24 protein-coding genes are annotated in these 26,791 nt (G+C 67.8%); 12 read left to right on the top strand and 12 right to left on the bottom strand.

Features of this window, described 5'->3' with window-relative positions; all coding sequences use genetic code 11:
* The 4 genes from ACO1BU_RS26435 to ACO1BU_RS26450 all read left to right on the top strand — a co-directional run.
* On the top strand, positions 1-465 hold a 465-nt coding region (locus tag ACO1BU_RS26435), incomplete at its 5' end, for a branched-chain amino acid ABC transporter permease (protein WP_424138965.1).
* A gap of 51 nt (positions 466-516) precedes the next feature.
* The gene (locus ACO1BU_RS26440) at positions 517-639 is read left to right on the top strand and encodes a hypothetical protein (RefSeq protein WP_424138966.1); all 123 of its coding nucleotides are present in this window, start codon (positions 517-519) and stop codon (positions 637-639) included.
* Positions 636-1,391, top strand: a complete 756-nt coding sequence (locus tag ACO1BU_RS26445) for a hypothetical protein (protein ID WP_424138967.1) — start codon at positions 636-638, stop codon at positions 1,389-1,391. Before ACO1BU_RS26440 ends, ACO1BU_RS26445 begins: the two co-directional genes overlap by 4 nt.
* On the top strand, positions 1,388-2,446 hold the full coding sequence (locus ACO1BU_RS26450) for a toxic anion resistance protein (RefSeq protein ID WP_424138968.1): 1,059 nt from the start codon (positions 1,388-1,390) through the stop codon (positions 2,444-2,446). The genes ACO1BU_RS26445 and ACO1BU_RS26450 overlap by 4 nt, the downstream gene beginning before the upstream one ends.
* 31 nt (positions 2,447-2,477) lie before the next feature.
* On the opposite strand, the gene ACO1BU_RS26455 is transcribed toward ACO1BU_RS26450, so the two are convergent.
* Both ACO1BU_RS26455 and rpoD read right to left on the bottom strand, forming a co-directional pair.
* Positions 2,478-3,299, bottom strand: a complete 822-nt coding sequence (locus tag ACO1BU_RS26455) for an alpha/beta fold hydrolase (protein ID WP_424138969.1) — start codon at positions 3,297-3,299, stop codon at positions 2,478-2,480.
* A gap of 456 nt (positions 3,300-3,755) precedes the next feature.
* Complete coding sequence (gene rpoD / locus ACO1BU_RS26460) at positions 3,756-5,672, bottom strand: RNA polymerase sigma factor RpoD (protein WP_424138970.1); 1,917 nt, start codon at positions 5,670-5,672, stop codon at positions 3,756-3,758.
* A gap of 787 nt (positions 5,673-6,459) precedes the next feature.
* On the opposite strand from rpoD, the gene ACO1BU_RS26465 reads away from it, so the two are divergent.
* The 7 genes from ACO1BU_RS26465 to ACO1BU_RS26495 all read left to right on the top strand — a co-directional run bounded on the left by ACO1BU_RS26465 (position 6,460) and on the right by ACO1BU_RS26495 (position 12,099).
* Entirely contained in the window at positions 6,460-6,675 is a 216-nt protein-coding gene (locus tag ACO1BU_RS26465; RefSeq protein WP_424138971.1) for an alpha/beta fold hydrolase, read from the top strand.
* 63 nt (positions 6,676-6,738) lie between these two features.
* A complete protein-coding gene (locus ACO1BU_RS26470; protein ID WP_424138972.1) occupies positions 6,739-6,855 on the top strand; it encodes a tripartite tricarboxylate transporter substrate-binding protein in 117 nt (38 codons plus the stop codon).
* Between the two features lie 125 nt (positions 6,856-6,980).
* Entirely contained in the window at positions 6,981-7,499 is a 519-nt protein-coding gene (locus ACO1BU_RS26475; protein ID WP_424138973.1) for a tripartite tricarboxylate transporter substrate-binding protein, read from the top strand.
* 276 nt (positions 7,500-7,775) lie between these two features.
* The gene (locus ACO1BU_RS26480; protein WP_424138974.1) at positions 7,776-8,843 is read left to right on the top strand and encodes an ABC transporter ATP-binding protein; all 1,068 of its coding nucleotides are present in this window, start codon (positions 7,776-7,778) and stop codon (positions 8,841-8,843) included.
* 44 nt (positions 8,844-8,887) lie between these two features.
* On the top strand, positions 8,888-10,213 hold the full coding sequence (locus tag ACO1BU_RS26485) for an ABC transporter substrate-binding protein (RefSeq protein WP_424138975.1): 1,326 nt from the start codon (positions 8,888-8,890) through the stop codon (positions 10,211-10,213).
* Positions 10,214-10,271: 58 nt separating this feature from the next.
* Positions 10,272-11,234, top strand: coding sequence for a carbohydrate ABC transporter permease (locus ACO1BU_RS26490; RefSeq protein WP_424138976.1), 963 nt, complete (start codon positions 10,272-10,274; stop codon positions 11,232-11,234).
* Positions 11,227-12,099, top strand: a complete 873-nt coding sequence (locus ACO1BU_RS26495) for a carbohydrate ABC transporter permease (RefSeq protein WP_424138977.1) — start codon at positions 11,227-11,229, stop codon at positions 12,097-12,099. The genes ACO1BU_RS26490 and ACO1BU_RS26495 overlap by 8 nt, the downstream gene beginning before the upstream one ends.
* Positions 12,100-12,588: 489 nt before the next feature.
* On the opposite strand, the gene ACO1BU_RS26500 is transcribed toward ACO1BU_RS26495, so the two are convergent.
* Both ACO1BU_RS26500 and ACO1BU_RS26505 read right to left on the bottom strand, forming a co-directional pair.
* Positions 12,589-13,530, bottom strand: coding sequence for an N-carbamoyl-D-amino-acid hydrolase (locus ACO1BU_RS26500; RefSeq protein WP_424138978.1), 942 nt, complete (start codon positions 13,528-13,530; stop codon positions 12,589-12,591).
* Positions 13,531-13,628: 98 nt separating this feature from the next.
* Positions 13,629-14,732 (bottom strand): TRAP transporter substrate-binding protein, encoded by a 1,104-nt coding sequence (locus ACO1BU_RS26505; RefSeq protein ID WP_424138979.1) that lies wholly within the window; start codon positions 14,730-14,732, stop codon positions 13,629-13,631.
* 128 nt (positions 14,733-14,860) lie between these two features.
* On the opposite strand from ACO1BU_RS26505, the gene ACO1BU_RS26510 reads away from it, so the two are divergent.
* Complete coding sequence (locus ACO1BU_RS26510; protein ID WP_424138980.1) at positions 14,861-15,922, top strand: alcohol dehydrogenase; 1,062 nt, start codon at positions 14,861-14,863, stop codon at positions 15,920-15,922.
* An 84-nt stretch (positions 15,923-16,006) separates the two neighbouring features.
* Here the strand turns inward: ACO1BU_RS26510 and rpmG are convergent, their stop codons facing one another.
* The 8 genes from rpmG to ACO1BU_RS26550 form a co-directional block, all read right to left on the bottom strand.
* Positions 16,007-16,174, bottom strand: coding sequence for a 50S ribosomal protein L33 (rpmG, locus tag ACO1BU_RS26515; RefSeq protein ID WP_073134866.1), 168 nt, complete (start codon positions 16,172-16,174; stop codon positions 16,007-16,009).
* A gap of 92 nt (positions 16,175-16,266) precedes the next feature.
* Positions 16,267-17,706 (bottom strand): S41 family peptidase, encoded by a 1,440-nt coding sequence (locus tag ACO1BU_RS26520; RefSeq protein ID WP_424138981.1) that lies wholly within the window; start codon positions 17,704-17,706, stop codon positions 16,267-16,269.
* 65 nt (positions 17,707-17,771) lie between these two features.
* The gene (gene rnr, locus ACO1BU_RS26525; protein WP_424138982.1) at positions 17,772-20,090 is read right to left on the bottom strand and encodes a ribonuclease R; all 2,319 of its coding nucleotides are present in this window, start codon (positions 20,088-20,090) and stop codon (positions 17,772-17,774) included.
* A gap of 1 nt (position 20,091) precedes the next feature.
* The gene (gene topA / locus ACO1BU_RS26530) at positions 20,092-22,812 is read right to left on the bottom strand and encodes a type I DNA topoisomerase (RefSeq protein WP_424138983.1); all 2,721 of its coding nucleotides are present in this window, start codon (positions 22,810-22,812) and stop codon (positions 20,092-20,094) included.
* A 10-nt stretch (positions 22,813-22,822) separates the two neighbouring features.
* Entirely contained in the window at positions 22,823-23,944 is a 1,122-nt protein-coding gene (gene dprA / locus ACO1BU_RS26535) for a DNA-processing protein DprA (protein ID WP_424138984.1), read from the bottom strand.
* Positions 23,944-24,528, bottom strand: a complete 585-nt coding sequence (gene plsY, locus ACO1BU_RS26540; RefSeq protein ID WP_424138985.1) for a glycerol-3-phosphate 1-O-acyltransferase PlsY — start codon at positions 24,526-24,528, stop codon at positions 23,944-23,946. The genes dprA and plsY overlap by 1 nt, the downstream gene beginning before the upstream one ends.
* The gene (locus tag ACO1BU_RS26545) at positions 24,525-25,793 is read right to left on the bottom strand and encodes a dihydroorotase (protein WP_424138986.1); all 1,269 of its coding nucleotides are present in this window, start codon (positions 25,791-25,793) and stop codon (positions 24,525-24,527) included. The genes plsY and ACO1BU_RS26545 overlap by 4 nt, the downstream gene beginning before the upstream one ends.
* Positions 25,790-26,731 (bottom strand): aspartate carbamoyltransferase catalytic subunit, encoded by a 942-nt coding sequence (locus ACO1BU_RS26550; protein ID WP_424138987.1) that lies wholly within the window; start codon positions 26,729-26,731, stop codon positions 25,790-25,792. The genes ACO1BU_RS26545 and ACO1BU_RS26550 overlap by 4 nt, the downstream gene beginning before the upstream one ends.
* Positions 26,732-26,791: the final 60 nt, after the last annotated feature.

Below are 26,791 nucleotides of genomic sequence, written 5' to 3' on the forward strand. Positions count from 1 at the left end.
CTCTATTGGTTCATCGCCGGGCTGTTCCTCGCCGGCTTCCTGCTGATCCACCGGATCATTCATTCCCCCTTCGGGCAGGTGCTGACCGCCATCCGGGAGAATGAGCCGCGCGCGACCTCACTGGGCTACCGCACAGATGACTACAAGCTGGTGGCCTTCGTCCTATCCGCAGGGATTGCCGGCATCGCGGGTGGTGCCAAGGCCATCACGGTGGGCATCGCCACCCTGACCGATGTCCACTGGACCATGTCGGGCGAGGTGGTGCTCATGACCCTGCTTGGTGGCCTGGGCACCCTCTTCGGGCCGGTGATCGGGGCGGGAGCCGTGGTGGCCATGCAGACCTATCTCGCTCCTTTCGGCGCCTGGGTGACCATCATCCAGGGCGTGATCTTCGTCGCCTGCGTTCTTGCCTTCCGGGCGGGCATCGTCGGGGAACTGGCCAGGGCGCTGCGGGTGCGGCTCTGACCACCCCAGACGCTTGAAGCGGGGGGCAGGCGGGCCGATCTTCGCCGCGCGATGAATCCGATCTCCCTTCCTGCCCCCGCACGCCGCCTGGCCGGCCTGGCCCTTCTGGCCGCCGGCGTCGGCTTTACCGGGCTGCTCTCCTTCATCCACGTGCTGGTGGAGTTGTTCGATTGAGCACGTCCCGCGGCCCCTATCGGGGGTTCGACAAGCTACCGCGCTGGTGGACGGGCCTGCGCGGCATTCCCATCGCGCTGTTCGCCCTTCCTTTCGTCCCCACCTTCTTCCTCGCCCTGGCGAGCGGGGAGGGGAGGCTGATCGGCGGCACCATCGCCGGCCTCGCGGGTGTGGGACTGGCCATGTCCCGCCTCGCTCGGGCGCGGCGCGGTGATGCCCGCAGGGCCGGGGTGCTGCTGGGGGTTGGGACCGGGCTCGCGGCCGGCTTTGCGGCCGATACGGGGGCGTTCGGTGCTGTGGTGCTTGGTGCCATGGCCTGGGGTGGCGCGCGCCTGCTCTACGAGGGCGTGACCGAGGTCGCGCCGCCGCCGCCTCCACCGCCCCCGCGCCCGGCTCCGCCGCCGGATACGCTGGACCCTTTGCGTGCCCGGCTCTCCGCCTTGCTGTTCGGCGATGAACGCCTGCGGCCGGCCGCGACGGCATTGCGCGCCCTGCTGGATGAGCTGGCCCTCCGGCCCGATGCCGCCGGCCAGGCCCGCCGGGTGCTGGTGATCGGGGTGGATGGGCTGGAGCGCATCGGTGTTCGCCTTTCCCAGGGTGCCGACCCGCCCGAAACCCTGCCGAGGCTGCTGGACGACCTGACCCGCTCCGCCCGGCAATCGGCCGAGGATCTGCGCGCCGCCGAGACGGAGGCGCTGGCGATCCAGGTGAAGGTCCTGCAGGACCGCCTGCACCAGGAGGGCATCGCGTGAGCGAAGATACGCTGCAACCCGCACCCGAGCGCGTCACCGAACTGGCGGCCCGGATCGACCTGAACGACCCCGCCAGCATCACCCGCTTCGGGCAGGAGGCGCAGGGCCGCGCTGCCTCCGCGGCCGATGCCATGCTTGGCTCGGCGCGGAGCGATGCCGTGGGGGAGGCGGGGGAGTCGCTCTCGAAACTGCTGTCCACCCTGCGCGGCTTCGACGTGACGAAGCTGGACGAGAAGCCCGGCTTGCTCGCCCGCCTTTTCACCCGTGCGGGGGCGGAGACCACCGCCATCCTCCAGCGATACGAGAGCGTGCGCGGGCAGGTAGAGGCGATCGGCGACAAGCTGGAGATGCATCGCACCCGGCTGATGGAGGATGTGGAGCGGCTGGAGCGCCTCTATGAGGCGACGTTGGGCTGGTTCCATTCCTTGGCCGACCATGTGGCGGCCGGTGAGGCCGTGCTGGCCCGCACCGACGCAGAGGCCATCCCTGCCGCGGAGAAGGCGGCCGAGAACCCGGACGATCCCCTGGCCCCGCAGCGCCTTCGCGACTTGCGGGCGGCCCGGGAAGATCTGGACCGCCGCGTCCATGACCTGCGCCTGACGCGGCAGGTCGCCATGCAGGCGCTGCCCTCGATCCGGCTGATCCAGGAGAATGACAAGGCGCTGGCTGGCCGGATCTATTCCGTGCTCGCCAACACCGTGCCTCTCTGGCGCACCCAGCTTGCCCAGGCGCTGGCCCTTCAGCGCATGCGCGAGGCTGGCGCGGCCGTGCGCGCAGCCACCGACCTGACCAATGAGCTGCTGACCGCCAATGCCGAGGGGCTGCGCCGCGCCAATATCGAGGTGCGGACGGAGATCGAGCGCGGCGTGGTCGACCTGGAATCCGTGCAGAAGGCGAATGCCGCGCTGGTTGCGACCATCGAGGATTCGCTGCGGATTGCGCAGGAAGGCCGCGAGCGGCGTATTGCCGCCACCAAGGCGCTGGGCGAGGCGGAGGCCGAGATCCGGCGGGCGCTGATCTCCGCGCGCCCGCCGGCGCCGCCGAAGCGGGGCTAGGGCCGGCCCACCGTCGGGCCTGCCCAACTCATCAGTTGGCTGCCGCCTGCAGCAGGATCTCCGCAATGCGGTCGGGGAGGTCGAGCATGACATCGTGGCCGCAGGGCAGTTTGTGGGCCACCCAGCCCGGATCCTGCCGGGCTTTCTCATAGGCGGCGTCGAAGGCGTCGCGGGCATATTGCTCGCCACGCACATAGGCTTTTCGGCGCACCCGCTCGCGCGCGCCGGTGATCGGGATGCCTTCGGTGAAGGTTCGGATCGGCTGGGGCGTGCATTTCGCGTCCACCATGGCCTGGTCCGCCGGGTTCACGGCGAAAGCCCGGGCAGGCGGGGCCGGAAGCGAGATCGCGCCGCGGGCCTGGGAGGCGAGCACATTCTCCCGGCTCGTCGGTGAAAGCTCGGCGATTGTCTGCCCGCTCTCGGGCATGAAGGCGTCCAGGAAGACGATGGAGGCGATCTGCGGCAGCATCGCTTCCGCCACTCCGGATATGACCGCGCCGCCATAGGAGTGGCCGCAGAGGACGATGTCCGTCAGGTCCTCCCACTTTATGAGGTTCACGACATCGTCGACATGCGTCTGCAAGGTGATCCCGGGCATCATGAGATGCGAGCGGTCCGCGAGGCCCGTCAGGGTTGGCGTATAGACCTTGTGGCCGGCGGAGGTCAGCTTGTCGGTCACACGCTGATAGCACCAGGCGCCGTGCCACGCTCCGTGAACGAGGACAAAGGTCCGCTTCCCGGCGCCGGCGCCAGAGGCAGGCCTGGCAAGGCCGGCGGCTATGGGCACGGCAGCCGCCAAACCGGTGAACGCGGTCCGGCGGCCGATACGGCCGCTTGCTGATTGGTCGGCCATCAAAAGCCTCCTGCCGGCACGGAAACGGCCATCCCACTGCGAATCTTTCCGAGCGGGTGGGCTGGATCATTATCGGCCTGCAAGAAATCTTTGCAATTTGCGGTCAGTGAAGCCGCGGGGGCGTAGCCCGGCCGAAGGGCGGCCGGTGTCGGGGCCAGATTGGTGGTGCAGGGCCAAAAAAGTATCCGGGCTGGCGATGTCATCACGCCGCGGACGCAGATCAGATCACATCGAGCCAAGTGCGGCAGGCTGCATTGCTGACCTCACGGCAGTGATCAGCAGGCAGGCGATAACGGCGGGGTTGGAGGGGTCGTGAAGCCGGCCGTCGGCGATTGACCCCGGCGACTATGCCGCCGGGGTCCGCCTTGGCGCCTCGTGGATCCGGTTCACCGCACTGGCGCCCGGCCCAATGGCGAAGGCCTGCAGCGCAGTACCCGCCCAGCCAGGGCAGCCCGCCTATCCGATGTCCAGGAAGCTGCGCAGCTGCCTGGCGCGGGGCGGGTGCTTCATCTTCCTTAGCGCCTTTGCCTCGATCTGCCGGATGCGCTCACGGGTCACGTTGAACTGCTGCCCGACCTCCTCGAGCGTGTGGTCGGAGTTCATCCCGATTCCGAACCGCATCCGGAGCACGCGCTCCTCACGCGGGGTCAGGCCGGAAAGCGCCTTGCTGGCCGCATCGCGCAAGCCGGCTTGCAACGCGACGTCGAGCGGCATGACGGCGTTCTCATCCCGGATGAAGTCGCCGAGATGGCTGTCCTCCTCGTCACCGATTGGCGTCTCGAGGCTAATTGGCTCGCGGGCGATCTTCTGCGCCTTGACCACTTTCTCGAGCGGCATGCCCATCTTCGCGGCGAGTTCGGCCGGGGTCGGCTCGCGCCCGAGTTCGTGCATCATCTGGCGCGAGGTGCGGTTCAGCTTGTTGACCGTCTCGGTCATGTGGACCGGGACCCGGATGGTGCGGGCTTGATCGGCGATGGCGCGGGTGACGGACTGCCGGATCCACCAGGTGGCGTAGGTCGAGAACTTGAAGCCGCGGCGGTACTCAAACTTATCCACGGCCTTCATCAGGCCGATATTGCCTTCCTGGATCAGGTCCAGGAACTGCAGGCCTCGGTTCGTGTACTTCTTGGCGATGGAGATCACGAGGCGCAGGTTCGCCTCGATCATCTCCTTCTTCGCCCGGTTCATATCGCGCTCGCCCTTGGCCACGACAGCCTGCACGCGGCGGAACTCCGCAACGGGCATCCCGAGTTCTTCCGCGATGGTGGCAATGGCCGCCCGCGCTTCCTCCGCCTCTGCGGAGTAACGCGTCGCGAGCGCCATCCACCCCTTTCCCTTGCGCGAGGAGAGGCTGGCCACCCATTCGGGCGAGGACCCAGAGGCATTGTAAGCCGCAAGGAAGTCATCGCGCTTCACGCCTGCCGTCTCGGCAATGCGAAGGAGACGCCCTTCTGCCCCGGTGAGGCGCTTGTTCACCTCGCGCATGCGCTCCACCAGCTCCGAGATGCGGTTGGCGTGCAGGCGAACCCGGCCAACAAGCGCAACCAGCTCGCCGCGAAGCCGGGTAAACTCCGCCTCGTCCGCGGCCGCCAGGGATCCGCCTCCAGCGTAAGCTGCCATGCGGCGGGCCTGGAGCCCGCGCAAAGAGGTCTGGGCTGCCTCGATGGCCTCGAATGCGGCCAGGGCCTCGGGCTTGAGCTGCTGCTCGAGAACCGAGGGCGACACGATCGTGCCCGCCTCGCTTCCCTCGCCCGACTCTTCATCATCCTGCTCGGAGGCATCGTCGGGCGGGTCCTCCCCGGCGCCTGCCGTTGCCTCAAGGTCGAGCACGTCGCGGAGGAGCATGCTCCCGTCCTGGACCGCCCGGTACCAGCCGAGAAGGGCATCCAGCACCAGAGGGGCTTCGCAGAGCCCCTCGATCATCATGTTCCGCCCGGCCTCGATACGCTTGGCGATGGCAATCTCGCCCTCGCGGCTCAGCAGCATGACCGTGCCCATGTCCCGCAGATACATGCGGACCGGGTCGGCTGAGCGCCCCGCGTCGTCCTTGACGTTCCCGACGGACTCCTCGTCGCTCTCAGGAGCCGCACGCGGCCCCTCGTCCGTCTCGCCCTCCTCCGCCTCGGCGTCCTCCTCCTCGGCCACCTCGACCCCCATGGCGGACAGCACGCCGAGCGCGTCCTCAATGCGGTCAGAGGAGAGCTGGTCGGAGGGAAGTGCGGCAGAAACCTCGGCGTGGGTCACATGACCCCGGCTCCGGGCAATCCAGGTCAGGCGCCGAAGGGCCTGGCCCTCTGCCTCGGGGAGCGATGAGAGGAGAGCCTCCTCCCGCTCGTCCAGCACCATCTCATTGCCCGCTTCCATCGCCGCCATGCGCACCACTCCTGAGATTCCGCCAGGGCGACCGCCTCGCGGCCGCGCCCTTCATCCAAGTTCAACTCGCCGAGATCGACCCATGTGGGGTTTCTGGGACGTCATGCATAGTGCTCATTTGGCCCTTGTCGCAGACAGACCGGCATTGCCGCCCTGCGCTTCTGTCATCTCTCAGGAATAGTCCGGAGGTCTCGCAGACTCGGAGGGCCGTTGGTCTTCCGCCAGCATGACCCCCGAAAGCACCTCCGGCGCCTGGGGGCACAGGCCGGGCTTCCCAAGGGAGCACAGCAGTACGGCAGGGGACGCGCCATCGGGTCGGCGACGGAGGAACCAGGAGCACCCAGGCCGACCAAGCCTTCACCGGGCGGGTGCCGTTTTGGCGTCCTTGTCAAGGTGCTGATCAGTGGTCACGCGATGACGGCGGAATTGGAAGTGGTTGTGGATCCGACAGAGGGCTAAGAGGAAAGGCTGGGTGTGGCGCGGTGGCCTGAAGCGCTGCAACTGCCGCTAAGTACCGGAAAGGATCGAGCGCCGGCCAAAATCCCATCTCGGCGCTGGCTGGTCCGACCCAGCGCGCCATTCTCTCGGCCCAGGAAACATCCGGGGCTTATCCGGGCCATCACCCTCGATCGGAAAGCGACAAGGGGGGCCAGAGCGGGCGCCGTCTCCTTTGCCCCGATCCCGCAAACTGGCCTGGTGCCTGCGGGTGCCTTGTTCGCGGCGCAGCCCGCCGGACTCCTCATGCGCTTTGCCCATCAGGACGATTGCGACCTCTACCACGAGCTCCATGGTTCGGGCCTCCCTCGTGCTTGCCTCCGGCCTAGGGCGCACCAGCAAGTGGCGGAAGCCGCATGTTGAGCGCTTCGCTCGGGAATTCACCGTGCTCGTTCTTGATCAGCGCGGCACCGGCCGCTCCTCTCGCCTTCCGGTTGCGTCTATCGAGCAGATGTCGGCCGCCCTGGTCACAGTTCTCGATGCCGTCGGCCTGGAGCGCGCCCACTAGCCCAGTCATTCTACCGGCGCCGTCATCGGCACGGCCGACGACAGCGCTGACACGCAAGCCCGCATGATTGGTCAGCATCTCTCCCGGGCACTGGGCCATCCCGTGGTCGTGGAGAATCGCAGCGGTGCCAATGACGCCATCGCTGCTGAGTTCGTCGCGCGCAATGCACCGGACGGCTGAACGCTGTTCGTGGCGAGTGCGTCTCAGATGATGATGCTGCCGGTGCTGATGCAGCTGAGCTTCGATCCGGCGAAGCACTTGGCGCCGGTCCCCGTTATCTCAGGCAGTTCAGGCGTTTGGAGTTCTTGGATCTGGCACGCCGCTCACGAGGCAAGTTCGACTATTCGAGCGCTGGTAATGGATCTTCACCTCACCTTGCGGTGGTGCTCTTCCTGTCGCGCGCCGGCACCGAGATGCAACACGTTCTGTACAGGGAGGGCGCGCCGGCGACCCAGGCGCTTCTGACGGGCGATGTCGCGGCGCATTTCGGCAACCCGGCGGACGTCATCCCGCATCAGGGTGGCGGGAGCATCCGGTATCTGGCCATTGCCGATCTTGACCGGGTTCCGAGCCTCCGGGATGTGCCGACCTTTGACGAGACGGGATTCCCCGGTTTCCGTGCAGAGACTTGGAATGGCCGGGTGCTACTTCAATCTGCGGCGAACCAACCGATTGCCTGGGCACCATCCAAGCCAACGCTGCCCTTTGACGGAAAGCGGTTCGCATCTCCGGCGCGAGGTTGGACTGAACTGGGTGCGGCGCCTGCACGGGCTGCACAGGCCCGCGTCTTCCCCATCCTGCGATCCGCGTTTGGCTTGATGTGACCGGAGCCGCATCCGCCCTGGGACGGCACCGCCAGCACGGATAGTTTTTGAACCTGACGTCACAAACCTGACGACGCCCTCTGGCGTCATTCTGGCAGCCGGAGTGCGTCCCTTTCCGATAGGCCGGGCAAGGACCACCGGCCGAACTGCCCGACCCTTTCTCCGAAGTTTGTTGCAAAAATGCTCCGACGATGCGTAGGCTCGGGACAACGAAGGGGAGGCCGTCCATGCCGTGTATGCGGTTGCGAACTGCCGTGCAGCGCTGACGGTTGATCCATGGCCTCTGTCGAGATTCGCGGCGTCCGCAAGAGCTTCGGCGGAACTCCCATCCTCCATGGAATCGACCTGGACATCGCCGATGGCGAGTTTTGCGTGCTCGTCGGGCCTTCAGGATGCGGGAAGTCCACGCTTCTCCGCATGGTTGCGGGGCTGGAGAACATCACGAGCGGGGAGATCGCCATCGATGGCAGGGTGGTAAACACCGTGCCGCCGAAGGACCGGGACATCGCCATGGTGTTCCAGAACTACGCGCTCTACCCGCATATGACGGTGCGCGAGAACATGGCCTTTTCGCTGCGCCTGGCGAAGGCGCCGGAATCGGTGATTGAGGCCGAGACCACAAAGGCGAGCCGCATCCTTGGGCTGGAGGCGCTGCTCGACCGTTATCCGCGGCAGCTCTCCGGTGGCCAGAGGCAGCGCGTGGCGATGGGCCGCGCGATCGTGCGCCATCCGCAGGTCTTCCTTTTCGACGAGCCCCTCTCCAACCTTGATGCGAAGCTGCGCGTGCAGATGCGTGGCGAGATCAAGGATCTGCACCAGCGGTTGCGAACCACCACCGTCTACGTCACCCATGACCAGATCGAGGCCATGACCATGGCCGACAAGATCGTCGTGATGCAGGCTGGGCGGGTGGAGCAGATCGGCACGCCGCTTGAGCTTTATGACCGGCCGGCGAACCTCTTCGTCGCCGGCTTCATTGGAAGCCCGGCAATGAACCTCCTGCGTGGCCAGGTCAACGGCGGCGCCTTCCGTCCGGAAGGGCTGGACAGCGCCGGGCCGATCGCACTTCCGCTGCCCGAGCGGGCGGCAGAGGGGCAGCCGGTGGTCTATGGCATCCGCCCCGAGCATCTTCGCCTCTCCGACACAGGCATCCCCGTGACCGTCCAACTCGTCGAGCCCACGGGCGCGGAGACGATGGTGACGGCTCGCATGGGGAACATCACGCTCGTCGGTGCTTTCCGGGAGCGGGTTTCGGCGCGGGTGGGCGACACGCTTCACGTCCAGCCGGAGCCGGCACTTGCTCATCTGTTCAACGGTGAAACCGGGTTGCGCCTCATGGCCTGATGGCGGCGCGGTGCCGGAGACGGCAGTGGAGGAGGAACCAAGAAATGAACAGCTTCACCCGGCGCGGAACCCTGGTGCTTGGCGCCGGCGCTTTCGCCGCAGGCGCAACTGGCCGTGATGCGCGCGCTGCCATCCCCATGGGAAATGCCACGCCACCCCAGGCGCGCATCGAGAACGGGGCGACCCTGCGTGTACTGCGTCCGACAAAATTCGTGGATGCCGACGAGACGGTGTTCCGCGAGAACAGCGCTAAGTTTGCGGCCCAGACCGGCGTACAGGTGCGCGTGGACTTCGCGGGCTGGGAGGACCTCCGCCCCCAGACGGCTGTGGCTGCGAATACCGGCGCGGGGCCGGACGTGGTGGTCGGCTGGGCGGATGATCCGCACATCTATTCGGACAAGCTGCTCGACATGACCGAGCTGGCCAACTACCTCGGCCAGAAATATGGGGGGTGGATGGCCCTGCCGCAGCGCTTTGGGAAAAAGTGGGGGTCGGATCAGTGGATCTCCATTCCCATGGGTGGCACCGGCTCGCCCTGCGTCTACCGCATCTCCTGGGCCAAGGAGGCGGGGTTCGATCGCTTGCCAACCGACCATGAGGGCTTCCTGAAGCTCTGCCAGGGGCTGAAGCGCAACGGCCATCCCGCCGGCTTCGCGCTGGGCAATGCAGTGGGCGATGGCAACGCCTATTGCAATTGGCTGCTCTGGTCGCATGGCGGCATGGTGGTGGACGAGGCCGGCAAGGTCGCCATCAACAGTCCTCAAACCCTACAGGCGCTCCGCTACGCCAAGGAGCTGTACCAGACCTTCATTCCCGGCACTGTCTCCTGGGGCGATGTGAACAACAACCGCGCCTATGCGGCAGGCGAGATCGGGCTGACCCAGAACGGCGTCTCCATGTACTTCTCAATGAAGAACGACCCCCGCACGGCGCCCATCGCCGAGGACACGGGCATGGAGCACATGCCCACGGGGTCCGCAGGCAAGCTGGCGGAGAACGTGCTGCTGCTGAATGCGATGGTGTTCAAGCACAGCCGCTACCCCAATGCCGCAAAGGAGTATCTCCGCTTCATGATGGAGGCGGAGCAGTACAATCCCTGGCTGGTCGGCTGCGGCGGTTATTGGGCGCACCCGCTCAACGCCTATGGCGAGAGTGAGGTCTGGAGGAGCGATCCCAAGCTCGCCGTGTACCGCGATACCAATACGGTGGAGTACTGGTCCGGCTACAAGGGGCCGATCAGTGCGGCATCGGGCTCAGTCGCGGCGGATTACGTGGTCGTTCAGATGTTCGCCTCGGCGTCCTCGGGGCAGGCTACGCCCGAGGAGGCGGTGCGCGAGGCCGAGCGCCGCTGCCGCCGCTACTACCGCTGAAGCTTGTCGGGGCGCCGCGCCCGTCGCGCCGCGTCCCGCATTCCGCAGGAGGGAGCCGATGTCCGGCGTCACATCCGCCGACCTGACCTGGAGCCCCCGACGCGCCGAGCGCGGTTGGGTGGCCAGGCTCTTCGACAGCAAGCCATTCCTGATCGCGATCTGCCTCTTCCCCGCGGTTGGGCTGTTGCTGACCTTCCTCACCTATCCGCTGGGCCTTGGCATCTGGCTCGCCTTCACGGACACCCATATCGGCCGCGGTGGCATCTTCGTGGGCCTCGAGAACTTCGAATCCCTCTGGTACGATCGCGTCTTCTGGAGCGCCGTCTTCTACACCGTGTTCTATACGGCCGTGGCGACGGTGCTGAAGTTCGGGCTGGGGCTTTGGCTTGCCCTGCTGCTGAATGAGAAAATTCCGTTCAAGTCGCTCATCCGTGCCATCATCCTGATGCCTTGGATCGTGCCGACCGTCCTCTCCGCCATCACCTTCTGGTGGATCTATGACGCGCAGTTCTCCATCATCTCCTATGTGCTGGTCGACGTGCTGGGCTGGAGTTCGCACTACATCGATTTCCTCGGCACACCCTGGCATGCACGCTGGTCGCTGATCGCGGCCAATGTCTGGCGCGGCATTCCCTTTGTGGCGATCTCGCTTCTGGCCGGGCTGCAGACCATCTCGCCCTCTCTTTACGAGGCGGCGCTGTTGGACGGAGCCACCTCATGGCAGCGCTTCACGAAGATCACCTTTCCGCTGCTGCTGCCAATTCTCGCGGTGGTGCTCACCTTCTCCGTGCTCTTCACCTTCACGGACTTCCAGCTGGTCTATGCCATCACCCGCGGTGGCCCGATCAATTCCACCCATCTGATGGCGACCCTTGCCTTCCAGCGTGGCATTCCCGGCGGTCAGCTGGGGGAGGGAGCGGCCATCGCCGTCTCCATGATCCCCTTCCTGCTCTTTGCCACGCTGTTCAGCTATTTCGCCCTTGCGCGTCGCAAGTGGCAGCAGGGAGGCAGTGATGAGTGACGCCACTGCGGACGATGCGCATCTGTCCTGGCAATCCCGCCCACGAAGAGTCCTGACGGTTTATCTTCCGCTAGCCTGCTTCATTTTCGTGCTGCTCTTCCCTTTTTATTGGATGACCATCACGACCTTCAAACCGAACGCGGAGCTCTACGACTACAAGAACTTCAACCCCTTCTGGGTCGTGCATCCGACGCTTGCCAATATCAACAAGCTGCTCTTCGAGACCTCCTATCCGCGCTGGCTGATGACCACGATGCTGGTCGCCGTCTGCTCTACAGTTCTGTCCATCTTCGCTTCCGTCCTGGCCGCCTATGCCATCCAGCGCTTGCGTTTTCGCGGGGCGAACGCGGTGGGGCTTGCGATTTACCTGGCGTATCTCGTCCCGCCATCGATCCTGTTCATTCCCCTCGCAACCATGGTCTTCCAACTCGGCCTGTTCGACAGTCCCCTTGCCCTGATCCTTACCTATCCGACCTTTCTGATCCCGTTCTGCACCTGGCTCCTGATCGGATACTTCAAGTCCATTCCCTATGAGCTGGAGGAATGCGCGCTGATGGATGGTGCGTCCCGGCTGCAAATCCTGCGCCGGATCACGCTGCCCCTTGCGGTGCCCGGCCTGATCAGCGCTGGCATCTTCTCCTTCACCCTATCGTGGAACGAGTTCATCTATGCGCTCGCCTTCATCTCCTCCTCGGAGAAGAAGACCGTTCCCGTCGCGATCCTCACGGAGCTGGTGCAAGGCGACGTGTACCAATGGGGCTCGCTGATGGCCGGCTCACTCCTCGGTTCGCTTCCCGTTGCAATTTTCTACTCTTTCTTCGTGGACTACTATGTCTCTTCGCTCACCGGTGCGGTGAAAGAGTGAGACCCGCCGCATGGGCCGCATGAACTGCTGAGTCATTCGCGCGGGCTCATTCTGCGGCGGTGTAATTCGGCGTGCTCAGCCCTGAGGGCGGGCGCGCAATGGGCTCGGCAGCGTCGATCCGAGCGGGTTCGGTGGCAGCGCGCGAGAACCAGCAGGCCGCCTTCTAGGCGGCAGTGCTGCGCGGCCTGGAACCAGAGCTCACCGCCGCGCCAGGCCGTATTGGCTCACGCACCTGCTACCCAGACCTTCGGTCAGTCAGAACTTCAGGAGCGGGGGACAATACAATCAGACCGCATGCCGGATGACCTTGGCCGGAAACGGAAACCTCGGTAAGGGCTGGAGGAGGTCACGCAGCCCAGGCCGCCACGGCCCCTGCCGGATCAGCCAACCCGACGAAGCGCTGCCGGAGCATCCCGCTGGTTCGGATGCCCCGGTCCTGTCGCAAAAAGCGGATCCGCGCTTCCCGGCGGTTCCGCCCGGCGACCTTTCTCAGGCCGGCGGCTCGGCGCCGACCTGCTCGACGATCCGGCGGTAATGCTCAGGCCGCCGATGGGCAGCGAAGTTGAACATCTTCTCCTTGCCCTGCCGGCAGAGATCGAGATCGCAATCGGCGACCAGCACCTCATCGCCCAGGGTCTTCGCCTGAGCAACAATCACCCCGTTTGGATCAACGATGACCGAGCCGCCGATGAGGCCCGACCCGTCCTCATTTCCAGCCTTGGCCACGCTGACGGCCCAGGTGGCGTTCATATAGGCGTTGGACTGAGCGGCCAGGATCGAATGGAAGGTGCGGATTTCCTCATTCTCCGTGCTGCCGCCATTCGGGTCATAGGCGGCGGAGTTGTAGCCGACCACCATCAGCTCCATCCCCTGCAGGGCATAGACGCGCCAGGCTTCCGGCCAGCGGCGGTCGTTGCAGACCAGCATCCCCATGATTGGCGCGTTCCATTCGGCCGGCCCCCGGAAGGCGGGGAAGCCGAGATCGCCATACTCGAAATACCGCTTCTCCAACTGCTGGAAACGGTCGCCCGGGCGCGGCTCGACGGAGCCGGGGAGGTGGACCTTGCGGTACTTCGCCAGGATCGTGCCGTCCGGATTGGTGGTGATGGCACTGTTGAAGCGGCGTCCGTCCTCGGTCAGCTCCGCATAGCCGACATAGAAGCCCACCCCGAGCTCCCGCGCGCGGTCGAAGAGGGGCTGGACCCGCGGGTTAGGCATGGACCGCTCGTAATAGGCATCCAGCTCCGCGCCCTCGAGCAGCCAGCGCGGGAAGAAGGTGGTGAAGGCCAGTTCCGGGAAGACGACGAGCTTCGCGCCCTGGCCAGCTGCCTCCTCCAGAAGCTTGATCATCCGGGCGAGGATGGCCTCGCGGCTATCGGCGCGCTGGTTGGGGCCCATCTGGGCCGCGGCGAGGCGGAGAATGCGGGGCATGGCGGGGTCGTCCTGACGCTGGTCCGGCCCCGCGGGCATGCCCCGCGGGACCAGGCGCCTTCATGCCGCATCCGCCCCCCGCTGGTCGACCCCGGCGATCAGCGGCGCGCGGAAGCCTGGGCGACGTAGTTGTCGAAAGGCAGCTCCGACACGCGGAACCAGATCCGCATGTCGTCGCGGTGCTTCGACCAGCTCTCATGGATCTTCGCGAAGTCCGGGTTCTTCGCGACCAGCTCCTTCTCCAGCTCCATCCAGGTCCGCAGGCAGGTGTCCAGCATGTCGCGGGAGAAGGGGGTGAGCTTCGCGCCCTGAGCGACGAGGCGGCGCAGGGCGTCGGGATTGCGGATGTCGTAGCGCGCGACCATCCAGTGCGTCGCCTCGGCGCAGCCGGCGCGGATCGCGGCCTGGTAAGACTTCGGCAGGGCGTTCCACTGGTCGAGGTTAACGTAGAAATAGGTGTTGGCCGCACCCTCCCACCAAGCGGGGTAGTGATAGAATGGGGCGACGCGGACGAAGCCGAGCTTCTCGTCGTCATAGGGGCCGAGCCATTCGGCGGCATCGATCGTGCCGCGCTCCAGCCCCGGGTAGAGGTCGCCCGCGCCGAGCTGCTGCGGCACGCCGCCGAGTCGGGACAGGACCTGCCCGGCAAGGCCGCCGATCCGCATCTTCAGCCCGTTCAGGTCCGAGGCCGGGCCGAGCGCCTTGCGGAACCAGCCACCCATCTGCGCGCCCGTGGTGCCAAGCGGCATGCCATAGACGTTGAACTTGCGGTGCATCTCATTCAGCAGGTCGATGCCGCCGCCCTCATACATCCAGGCATTCTGCTGGCGCGTGTTGAGGCCGAAGGGCAGGCCGGTGGCGAAGGCGAAGGCGTCGTTCTTGCCGGTGTAGAGGAAGCTGGTCGTGTGGCAGCACTCGACACTGCCGGACTGCACGGCATCCAGGGCCTGCAATGGCGGCGCGATCTCGCCGGCGGCAAAGACGCGGATCTCGAAGCGGCCGTCGGTCAGCTCGGAGACCACGCGCGAGAAGACCTCACCCGCGCCATAGATCGCATCGAGCGAGCGTGGATAGGAGGAGGTCAGGCGCCAGCGCAGGGTCGGTTGCGCGGTCTGCGCGATGGCAGGGGCGGCGAGGCCTGCGGTGCCGGCAGCCAGGGTTGCGGCTTGCCCGGCCCGGCCGAGAAGGGCACGACGATCCATGGCGTTGGTCCTCCGATCTTGTGAAGGCGCCACTACCCCCATCCGGTGGCGCGCGCCAGGGCTGCCCGCTTGACCCTGCCCTCCCGGGGGTGTGCCATCCCCGGACAAGGATCAGAAGGAGGAGCGGCATGCGTGCCTGGGCGGTGGTAGAGACGGGACAGCCTTTGCAGGCCCTGGACTGGCCGACGCCGGAGCCGAAAGGCGCCGAGGTGCTGGTCGAGGTGACACATTGCGGCGTCTGCCATTCCGACCTGCATATCTGGGAGGGCGGCTACGATCTGGGCAGTCGCGGGCGGCTTTCCCTTCAGGACCGCGGCGTCGTCCTGCCGCTGGCCATGGGACATGAGATCGTCGGGCGCGTCGCGGCCATGGGGCCAGAGGCGAAAGGCGTGGCAACCGGGGAGATGAAGGTCGTCTTCCCCTGGATCGGCTGCGGGAAATGCGAGCGTTGCGCGGCGGAGGAGGACAACATGTGTCCCAACGCCGCGCGCACCCTCGGCATCTACCGCAATGGCGGTTACGCCACGCATGTGCTGGTGCCGGATGCGCGCTACCTCGTGCCGCTGGACGGCATCGATCCGGCCGTAGCGGCGACCTATGCCTGCTCCGGCATCACCGTGCACGCGGCGATCAAGAAGCTCGGCAAGCTGCCGCCCGACCGGCCGGTGGTGCTGGTGGGGGCAGGGGGGCTTGGCCTGAACGCCGTTCACATGCTGCGCGCCCTGGGCCACCAGCGGATCGTCTCCGTGGATGTCTCGGCGGAGAAGCTGGAAGCCGCGAAGGCGGCAGGCGCCACGGACACGGTGCTGGCGGAGGGCGACGTGACCGGGGCTATCGTGAAGGCCTGCGGCGGACCTGTCCTGGCGGTGATTGACCTGGTGAATGGCAGCGCCACCGCGCGCTTCGCCTTCGACGCGCTGGGCAAGGGCGGGGTGCTCGTGCAGGTCGGGCTGTTCGGGGGCGAGGTAACCCTGCCCCTGCCGCTCATGGCCATCCGGGCCCTCACGCTACAGGGCTCCTATGTCGGCTCCTTGCACGACCTGCGCTCCGTCATGGCGCTGGCCAAGGCGGGGAAGCTGGCCGCACTGCCCGTGACCACGGCGCCGATGCCGGAGGCCAATGCGGTGCTGGAGCGGCTGCGCAGCGGCAAGGTGACGGGGCGGATGGTGCTGAAGGCAGAGGCGGCCTAGCTCGCATGCCTAAAGGCCTGGAATCCGATGGATTCCAGGCCCCCTGTGGCAATCGCTGGGGCGGGCGAGAGGCCCGCCCGGGGATTACTTGATCTTCGCCTCGCGGAAGACGACGTGCTTGCGCGCCACCGGGTCGTACTTCTTCTTTTCCATCTTCCCGGTCGCATTACGCGTGTTCTTCTTCGTCACGTAGAAGTAGCCGGTGTCGGCGGAGCTGACGAGACGGATCTGGATGGTGTTCGACTTGGCCATGACTCGATTCCACAGGGGCGATCGCCGGCCAGGGCCGGTTCGCGAAGGGGCCGCAACCTAGCGGCCATCCCGCGGACGTCAAGCGGAAAGGCTCAGCGGGCCAGCGCAGCCTGATAGAGTTCCGGCCGTTCCAGCACGGCGCGGGCGGTAGCCAAATCCGAATCCCGGCCTTCCGAAGGGGGGCAGGCACCCCGGAGGGCGGCGATCTCGCTGATCGGAACCGGCGCCCGGGCGGCGCGGGCGCGGGCGAGGGGCACGGCCATCGGACTGTCCGGCGTGCCCAGCGTGGCCAGGTTCCGCGCGGTCTCTTCCTCCCCCTTGCTGGTGCAGATCGCGGGTAGCACGCCCAGCATCTGCAGCGGCCAGCCGCGTGGGGCCAGGATACGCGACCATGAAAGCGCCAACTCCGCGCCGTTGGGCAGGGGAACGAGAACCTGGATCAGCCCTTTGCCCATGGTGCTGCTGCCCACGACCAACCCGCGCCCGCGATCTCCGATCGCCGCCGCGACCACCTCGGCGGCAGAAGCGGTACGGCCGTCGACCAGAACGATCAGCGGGCGGCCCTGGGCGAAATCCGGTCCCGAGGCGTTGAAGACGCGCCGCGAAGCCGGGTGACGCCCATCCGTCATGACCAGGATGCCGGAGCTGATAAAGGAATCAGCGACCTGGATCGCCTGCTGAAGCAGCCCGCCCCGATTGCCCCGGAGGTCCAGCACCACGCCCAGCGGTGCTGCGCTGGCCGGCGTCTCGCGCAGCGCCCGGTCGAGCTGCACCGGGGTGGCCGCCGAGAAAAGCGGCACACGAAGCCAGAGCATGCCATCCCGGGTTTCGGCCGAGACCGAGAGGCGGGGTGAGGCCCGGCGTGTCAGGAGCAGGTCCAGGCGCCGACGCCCACGCTGCACGGTCAGCAGGAGACTGCTGCCCGGCGGCCCCTCCAGCGCCGAGAGGGCCTCGCCCAGATCCTCCGAGCTGATGATGATGCCATCGGCGGCCAGCAGCCGGTCGCCTGGCCGAAGCCCGGCGAGGGCCGCCGCCCCATCCGGCGCCACCTCGCCCACAGCCACGGAGCGCCGTCCCGCCTTGACCAGCGTCAGGCCGAGATCCTCCGCGCCCAGCCGGCGCTCCCGGCCGTGCCGCGCCTCATCCGGGCTCGTGTAGCGGCTGTAGGGGTCGAGGTGATTGAACACCTCATCGAAGCCCGCCTGGAGCATCGCCTCCTGGCCCGCGCGGCGCAGCGCCGGGGATTGCCGCTCCGCCTCGGCGTAAAGGGCAGCGACGGCATCGCCGACCGAATCCGGGCTGTTTCCCGTCGGTCTTTCGGCCAGCACACGGTCCGAAAGGGCGAGCACCAGCGAGGGGCCACGCCGCGCGGCGGAGACATAGGGGTCGATCGCCTCCAGCCCCCGCAGCGCCCAGAGGCCAACCAGAACGGGATCCGTTACCTCCAGATGCCGCTCGGCGATCGCACCGAAGGCCGCCCGCAGCGTGGGCGCCATGTCCTGGGCACGCGCGGGCGAGACGAGAAGCAGCACGGTCAGGGCAATCAGCCCCAGGGGGCGATGCCAGAGGCCGAGCCAGCCGAAGCGGCGCCGGGCGATCAGCGCCGCCGCGTCGCGCCGCTGTGCTGGCCAGGCTTCGGCTTGCGCTCCGTGATCTTCTGCCGCCCGCGCGGCGGCCCCTTGCGTACCGCCTGCGGCTCCGACGCGCGCGGGTCGCCCTGCATGAGGTCGAAGGTCAGGCTGCCCGTGCGCGGCACGGCCTCGGCCAGGCGCACCTCGACCTCCTGGCCGAGCGTGAAGGTCAGTCCCGTGCGGCGGCCGATCAGGCGCATCGCCGCGTCCTCGTGAAACCATTGGTCGTCCGGGAGGGCGCTCATCGGAACGATTCCGTTGGCGCCGTTCTCTTCCAGTGTCACGAAGAGGCCGAAGCGTGTCACGCCCGAAACACGCGCCGGGAAATGCACACCGACGCGATCAGCCATGAAAGCGGCGAGGTAGCGGTCCACCGCGTCACGCTCGGCCAGCGCGGCGCGTCGCTCGGTCTTGGTGATGTGCTCGCCGATATCGGGCATCGCAGCCGCTTCCGCTTCCGCAAGACCGTCATCGCCGAGTTTCAGCCCGCGAATCAGCGCGCGATGGACCAGCAGGTCGGCATAGCGGCGAATCGGGCTGGTGAAATGGGCGTAGCGGGGCAGGGCGAGGCCGAAATGGCCGATATTCTCCGGATTGTATTCCGCCTGCGACTGACCGCGCAGGATCGTCTCGCTGATCAGCCGCGACTCCGGCGCGTCTTTCATCTTGTCGAGGATGTGGGCGAAGTCGCGCGGCTTCACCAGATTCGAGGGCGGAAGGCTGATTCCGAATCCGCCGAGGAAGGCGCGCAGCGTCTCCATCTTCTCGTCCGAGGGGCGGTCATGGATCCGGTACATGCAGGGTTGGTGCAGGCGCTCCAGCTCCTCCGCCGCGCAGACATTGGCGGCCACCATGAACTCCTCGATCAGCCTGTGGCTGTCGTGGCGAGGGCGCGGCGCGACGGAGAGGACCTTGCCTTGCGGGTCGAGGATCACGCGCCGCTCGGGGATGTCGAGATCCAGCGTACCGCGCCTCAGCCGCGCCGCCAGCAGGGCCTCGAAGGCGCCGTAGAGGCGGGCGATATGGCCCTTCTCCAACCCCGCATCCTCGCCGGCCTCGCGCGCTGCCTGCACCTTCTCATAAGTCAGGCGCGCGGCTGAGCGCATGAGGCCGCGGCCGAAACGGTGGCTGGTCTTCGTGCCCTCCCGGTCGAAGCGCATCTCGACATAGAGGCAGCCCCGGTCCTCATTCGGCTTCAGGCTGCACCACCCGTTGGAGAGAGCTTCGGGCAGCATCGGCACGACGCGGTCGGGGAAATAGACGGAGTTGCCGCGCTTGCTGGCCTCGCGATCCAGCGGGGCGTTCGGGCGGACGTAATGTGCGACATCCGCGATCGCCACGATGATGCGCCAGCCGTCACCATCGGGCTCGGCGAAAACGGCGTCGTCGAAATCGCGGGCGTCCTCGCCGTCGATGGTAACCAGCGGCACCTCGCGCAGGTCGTCGCGCGTGCCCAGTGGCACGGCCTTCGCCCGCTCGGCGGCCTGGACCACCTCCTCCGGGGATTCGTCGGGAATGCCATGGGCGGCGATGCAGAGACGCGAGACCCCGCGCGGATCGTCCATGCGCCCCAGCCGCTCCACGATGCGGGCAGGCTTGGGGCCCATGAAACGCTCGCGGCTGCCGCCGGGGATGGGCTCGGCCTGGACCAGCTCGCCTTCCTCGGCGCCGTTCTCCTGGCCGGCGGGAATCGTCCAGACGGCGCGGGAACGGCGGTCCACAGGCTCGACCGTGCCGTTGGTGTAGATGCCGAGGATGCGGGAAGGTGAGCTGTTGCCGATCCGCTTGAAGGTGCGGCCCTCATATTTGTTGCCACCGATCCGGCTGATGCGTGCCAGCACGCGGTCGCCTGGCGCCAGGGCCGGCTGGCCCGGGCGTTCCGGGCGCATATAGACGACGGGCCTGTCCTCACCCTCCCAGGTGATCGGGCGGGCCATCGGCTCGCCATCAGGATCGGTGCCGAAGACCTCCAGCGCCGCCATGTCCGGCAGATTGGCGCTGTGGCGGATCGTGCGGCGGCCCACGGGGGCAATGCTGCCCTCTTCCTTGAGCGCAGCCATCAGGGCGCGAAGGGCCGGACGCTGGTCGGCGGAAAGGCCGAAATGCCGGGCGATCTCCGTCTTGCCCACCCGGCCGGTGGCGTTGCGCAGGAAGGCGCGCAGCTCCTCCCGGCTGGGCAGGGGATTTAGCGGCTCCCCGGCAGCGGGGCGGGGAACCGGGCGCGGCCCGCTGTCCGCCGAGCCGGGCCCGCCGCGACCGATCCTGCGCGGGGGGCGCCCGGCCAAGTCAGGCCGGCCGCTTCGCGCGAGCGGCGGGCTTCGTCGCAGCGGCCGCCTTCTTGGCGGGAGCCTTCTTCGCGGCGGCTTTCGGCTTCGCCGCCGTCGCCCGTGGCGCGGCCTTGGTGGGCGCTGCCTCGGCGGCCGGGGCGGTGGCAGCCTTCTTCGCCGTCGTCTTCCGGCCGGCCGCGCCCTTCTTCGGCGGCAGGACCTTCCCCTTCTCCGCCAGCAGCGCGACGGCCTGGTCGAGGGTGAAGTCCTCCATCTGCACGCCGCGAGGCAACGAGGCGACCAGGTTGCCGTGCTGGGCGAAGGGTCCGAAACGTCCGCGTTTCACTTCTACCGGGGCGCCATCCCCGGGATGGTTGCCCAGGGTGATGCCGCGCGGCTTGGCATTGGCCAGCAGCTCCATGGCCCGGTTCATGCCCATAGAGAGCACGTCGTCGCCGGGCGTGAGGCTTTGCGACAGGGCGCCCATCTTCAAATAGGGGCCGAAGCGGCCGAGATTGGCCGTGATCTCCTCGCCGGTTTCCGGGTGCAGACCGATAACGCGGGGCATGTTCAGCAGCGCCAGCGCCCGCTCCAGCGTCAGCGTGTCCGGATCCATGCCGCGTGGCAGCGAGGCGCGGCGTGGCTTGGTCGCCTTGCCCTTCTCGTCGGTGCCGGGCTCGCCAAGCTGGACATAGAGGCCATAGGGACCCCGGCGGAGCGAGACCTCCTGACCAGTGTCGGGATCGGTGCCCAAGGTGCGCGGGCCGTCATTCGACGCGTCCTCGCCCTCGACCGGAACGGCGAGGGGACGGGTGTAGCGGCATTCCGGGTAGTTGGAGCAGCCGATGAAGGCGCCCGTGCGGCCGAGACGCAGGCCCAGCCGGCCGCCAGTGCGATGCTCGGCCTGGCAGACCGGGCAGCCGCGCGGATCGGCGCCGTCCTCCTTTGCCGGGAAGAAATGCGGGCCGAGATCCTCATCCAGCGCATCGATGACGTCGCTGATCTTGAGGTCCTTGGTTGCGTCCACCGCCGCCCGGAACTGGTCCCAGAACTCATGCATCACCTGGCGCCAGTCGGCCCGGCCGCCGGAGATGTCGTCGAGCTTCTCCTCCATCGCCGCCGTGAAATTCGTGTCCACGTAGCGCTCGAAGAAGGAGATGAGGAAGGCGGTGACGAGGCGGCCGCGATCCTCCGGCACGAAGCGGCGCTGTTCCAGTCGCACGTAATCGCGGTCCTGCAGAGTCTGCAGGATGGAGGCGTAGGTGGAGGGGCGGCCGATGCCGAGCTCCTCCAGCTTCTTTACCAGCGAGGCTTCGGTGTAGCGGGGCGGTGGCTGGGTGAAGTGCTGGCTGGCAGTGACCTCGCCGCGCTTCGGGGCCTCGCCCTCATGCAGCGGCGGCAGGGTCTTGCTGTCGTCATCCGCCTCCTGGCGGCCGTCATCGGTATCCTCGCGATAGAGCTTCAGGTAACCGTCGAAGGCGATGACCTGGCCGGTGGCGCGCAGGCGGGTCTTGCCGGCCGCGTCCTCGATATCCACCGCGGTCTGGTCCATTTCGGCCGACTGCATCTGGCTGGCGACGGCGCGCTTCCAGATCAGGTCGTAGAGGCGGCGCTGGTCCGGGTTCAGGTAGCGGGCCACCTCCTGCGGCGTGCGGGTCACATCCGTCGGGCGGATGGCCTCGTGGGCCTCCTGGGCATTCTTCGCCTTGGACACGTATTCGCGCGGCGCGGCGGGCAGGTAATCCTGGCCGAAGGCGGACTGCACATGGTCGCGGATGCCCATGATGGCCTCGCGCGCCATCTGGACGCCGTCCGTCCGCATATAGGTGATCAGCCCGACCGTCTCGCCGCCGATATCCACGCCCTCATAGAGCTGCTGGGCCAGGCGCATCGTGGCCTGGGCACCGAAGCCAAGCTTACGGCTGCTCTCCTGCTGGAGGGTGGAGGTGGTGAAGGGCGGCGGCGGGTTACGGCGGACGCGCTTCTTCTCGACGGAGGAGACGGTGTAGCTGCCGCCCTCCACCAGCATCTTCGCGTGATGCGCCGCGGCTTCGTTGGGAAGGTCGAACTGGTCGAGCTTCTTGCCTTCCAGATGAGTCAGCCGCGCCGTAAAGGGTGCGCCAGTCGGGGTGCGGAAGGCGGCTTCGACCGTCCAGTACTCGCGGGGCTTGAAGACCTCGATTTCCGCCTCGCGGTCGGTGATCAGGCGGAGTGCCACGGACTGCACGCGTCCTGCCGAGCGGCTGCCCGGGAGCTTGCGCCACAGCACGGGAGAGAGGGTGAAGCCGACGAGGTAGTCCAGCGCGCGGCGGGCCAGGTAGGCGTCGATCAGCGGCACGTCCAGATCGCGCGGGTGCTCGATCGCGTGCTGGATGGCGCGCTTGGTGATCTCGTTGAAGGTGATCCGGTGAACCTCGACACCCTTCAGGGCACGCTTGCTCTCCAGCATCTCCCGGACATGCCAGGAGATGGCCTCGCCCTCCCGGTCCGGGTCGGTGGCGAGATAGAGGCGCTTGGCATGGCCGGCCTTCAAGGCCTGGGCGATCTCGCGCACCTGCTTCTCGCCCCGGTCCTCCGAGGACCAGTCCATGGCGAAGTCCTCTTCCGGGCGGACGGAGCCGTCCTTGGCGGGGAGGTCGCGCACATGGCCGAAGGAGGCCAGGACCGTGTAGCCGGAGCCCAGGTACTTGTTGATGGTCTTCGCCTTGGCGGGCGATTCGACGACGACGACGTCTGTCATGCCGGGGCTGCTAGCCCTCCAATTCCTCTGCGCGCTGAATGCCGGTCCGCACGACACGGTTTCCGGGCAGCGCCTCGATCAAACCCACCAGTTCCAGCTCCAGGAGCGCGGCACGGGCATTTGGGGCCGACAGGTGGCAGCGACGGAGCACCTCGTCAACCGCGACGGGTGTCGGCCCGATCAGGGTCAGCAGGTCGGAAGTGCTTGATTCCTCGCACGTCATGCGCGCGTGCGCGGGCTCGCGCACAGGCGCGCGCGAGGGGCGCGGGGCAAAGAGGGGCATGGGCTCGGCCGTGGCCGGCAGGGATTCCAACACGTCAGAAGCCCGTTCGCAGAAATGGGCGCCGTGCCGCAGGAGGTCATTCGAGCCCTGGCAGCGCGGGTCCAGCGGGCTGCCGGGGACCGCATAAATTTCCCGCCCGGCCTCTGCCCCCAGCCGGGCGGTGATGAGGGTGCCGGAGCGTGGCGCGGCCTCCACCACCACGATGCCCAGGGAGAGGCCGGCCACGATGCGGTTCCGGCGAGGGAAATGCCGGGCGAGGGGGGCGGTGCCGAGCGGGGCCTCGGCCAGGAGCAGGCCGTGCTCCGCAATGCGGTCCTGGAGCTCCCGATTCTCGGGCGGATAGGCGATGTCCAGCCCACCGGGGATCACGGCGATGGTCCGGCCCGAGCGGAGCCCGCCGGTATGGGCGGCAGCATCGATGCCGCGGGCGAGGCCGGAGGTGATGGTGACCCCAGCCTCCGCAAGGGCCTCGGCCATGTCCTCGGCAATGCGGCGCCCACCGGCCGAGGCGTTGCGGGCGCCCACGATGGCGACCTGGCGGCTGGGCAGGAGGGCAGTGTTGCCGATGGCGGCCAGGACCGGGGGGGCGTCGTCCAGCGCCGCCAGCAGGGGTGGGTAGTCTGGCTGGCCCAGATGAATCCAGCTTCCCCCCATGGCCAGGACGGTGTCGTGTTCCCGCTCTACCTCGCCCGCTTCGGCCGGGGTGAAGCGGCGGGTCGAATCGGCGGCGATGGCCCGAAGAGCACCTGCGGCGTCCCCGTGCCGAGCCATCAGGCGGCCGAAATGCTGCGGGCCGACCCCATCCGTGCGCGCCAGCCGCAGGCGGGCGAGGGAGTCGGCCGGGCTCACTATTTGCCCTGGCCGATCCGCGGCTCGGTCCCCGCCAGGAGGCGCCGGATATTCGCGTGGTGTCGGATGAAGACGTAGATCACGATCAGCGCCACCGGCCAGAAGAGGGCCCAGCCACCCCAGAGGAAGGCGACCAGGGCGGCGACCGCCATGCCCGTCAGGGCGCTGGCGGAGGAGATCTTGGAAATCTTGGCCATGGCGAGCCAGGTCAGCCCCGCGGCGACGAAGACAGGCCAGGCCAGGGCCAGGAAGACGCCCAGGGCCGTAGCAACGCCCTTGCCACCCCGGAAGGCCAGCCAGGGCGGATGGCAGTGGCCGAGCACCGCGCCGATAGCTGCGATTCCCGCCGTTTCTGGGCCAATCAGCCGAGCGGCGAGCCAGACGGCGACGGCGCCCTTGAGAAAATCCAGGAGCAAGGTGGCCGCGGCCAGCTTCTTGTTGCCGGTTCGCAGGACATTGGTCGCGCCGATATTGCCGGAGCCGATCGCGCGGATATCCCCCAGCCCGGCGGCGCGGGTGAGGAGCAGGCCGAAGGGAATCGAGCCGAGCAGCAGCCCGAGGATGAGGGCGAGGGCGGTGTTCATCCGAAGACCCGCCTCCCGGCCTTCCAGGTGCCGAGGACGCGGCCTTCCAGCGCCCGCCCGTCGAAGGGCGAGTTCTGAGCCTTGCCCGGCAGCTTCCCGGCCTCGACTTTCCAGCCCCGGTCGGGATTGAACAGGACGAGGTCCGCCGGGGCGCCAGGGGCGAGGCGGCCGGCTTCCAGGCCGAGGAGCCTTGCCGGGCCGGCGGTGAGCAGTTCCAGGGCGCGCATCAGCGTCACGTCGCCGGCATGGACGCGGGCGAGGGTGACGCCCAGCAGAGTGGCCAGCCCGGCGCCACCGGCCTCGGCCTGGGCGAAGGGCACGCGCTTATCGTCGGCGTCACGCGGCTGGTGGTCGGAGGCGACCGCGTCGATCGTGCCATCGGCGAGCGCCGCGACCACGGCGCGCCGGTCCGACTCCCGCCTCAGGGGCGGGGAGAGCTTGGCATAGGTGCGGAAATCGCCGATCGCCGTCTCGTTCAGGTCGAAATAGGGCGGTGCGGTGTCGCAGGTGACACGCAGCCCCTCCGCCTTGGCAGCGCGGATCAGGTCGAGCGCGGCACCAGTGGAGACATGGGCGAAATGGACATGGCCCCGGGTGAGGCGGGCCAGGGCGATGTCGCGCGCGACCATCATCGCCTCGGCGGCGGCGGGGGCCGCGGGAAGGCCCATGCGGGTGGCCATCTCGCCTTCCGTGGCCGCGGCGCCGCGGGTGAGGGAAGGTTCCTCGGGGTGCTGCACCACGAAGCTGCCGAAGGCGCGGGCATAGGAGAGGGCCAGGCGCATGGTGCGCGCATCTCCGATGGCCCGGGTGCCGTCGGTGAAGGCGATGGCGCCGGCTTCGCGCAGAAGGCCGAACTCCGTCATTTCCTTGCCCGCGCAGCCGCGCGTGGCGGCGCCGTAGGGGAGGATGGTCAGGCTGCCCGTCATCTCGCCCTTGCGGAGGATGAATTGCAGCAGGGCCGGGTCGTCCAGGGCCGGGTCGCTGTCCGGCAGGGCGCAGAGGGTGGTGATGCCGCCAGCCGCCGCCGCCTCCGCCGCGGATTCGATGGTCTCACGGTGCTCGTGGCCGGGCTCGCCGAGCGAGGCGCGCAGGTCGATCAGGCCGGGGGCAAGAATGGCGCCACCGCAGTCCACCACCGTCGCGCCCTGGGGCGCGCTCGTGACATCCAGAGCGGCGATCCGGCCATTCTCGACGAGCAGGCTGCCCGGGGAGTCGCGCCCGGTCTCCGGGCAGACCAGGCGGGCGTTGTTGAGGACAAGGCTCATCGGGTGTTGCGCCGCTGATTCTGGGAGAGGATGTCGAGCACGGCCATGCGGACCGCGACGCCCATTTCCACCTGCTCGCCGATCACGCTGCGCGTTGGATCGTCGGCGACGGCGCTGTCGATCTCCACACCGCGGTTCATCGGGCCGGGATGCATGACGATGGCATCGGGCTTGGCGTGGCGCAGCTTCGCGGCGTCTAGTCCGTAAAAGCGGAAGAACTCGCGGGCGGAGGGAACGAGCCCGCCCTGCATGCGCTCCTTCTGCAGGCGTAGCATCATCACGACGTCGGCGTCATTCAGCCCGGCCCTCATGTCGTGAAAGACCTCGACGCCCAGTTCCTCGATCTCGGAGGGGATCAGCGTGGGTGGGCCGACGACGCGGACGCGGCAGTTCATGGCCAGCAGCAGGTGGATGTTGCTGCGGGCAACGCGGCTATGCAGCACGTCGCCGCAGATGGCTACCGTGAGGTTATCGAGGGAGCCCTTGTGGCGGCGGATGGTGAGGGCGTCGAGCAAGGCCTGGGTGGGATGCTCATGCGTGCCGTCGCCGGCATTGATGACCCCGGCATCGACCTTCTGGGAAAGGAGTGCCGGGGCGCCCGACTGGGCGTGGCGGATCACCAGCAGGTCCGTCTTCATCGCGTTCAGCGTGGCGGCCGTGTCCAGCAGCGTCTCCCCCTTGTTCACCGAGGAGGTGGAGACGGACATGTTGATCACGTCAGCCCCCAGGCGCTTGCCGGCCAGCTCGAAGCTGGTGCGGGTGCGTGTGCTGTCCTCGAAGAAGAGGTTGATCAGGGTCTGGCCGCGGAGCACGTCGCGCTGCGTCTTCCCGCTGCGGTTCAGCAGGGCGTAGCTCTCCGCCAAGTCTAGCAGTTCCGCGATATAGGGTGGTTCCAGTCCTTGAAGCGCGAGGAGGTGCCGGTGCGGGTAGAGGGGCATGGGGCCTCGGGCGGAAGGACGGGCGAGGGCCGGCGGGTTTGCGGCCCCTGGCTGTGTAGG

The organism is Roseomonas chloroacetimidivorans (assembly GCF_049629625.1).
Lineage (GTDB): Bacteria > Pseudomonadota > Alphaproteobacteria > Acetobacterales > Acetobacteraceae > Roseomonas > Roseomonas chloroacetimidivorans.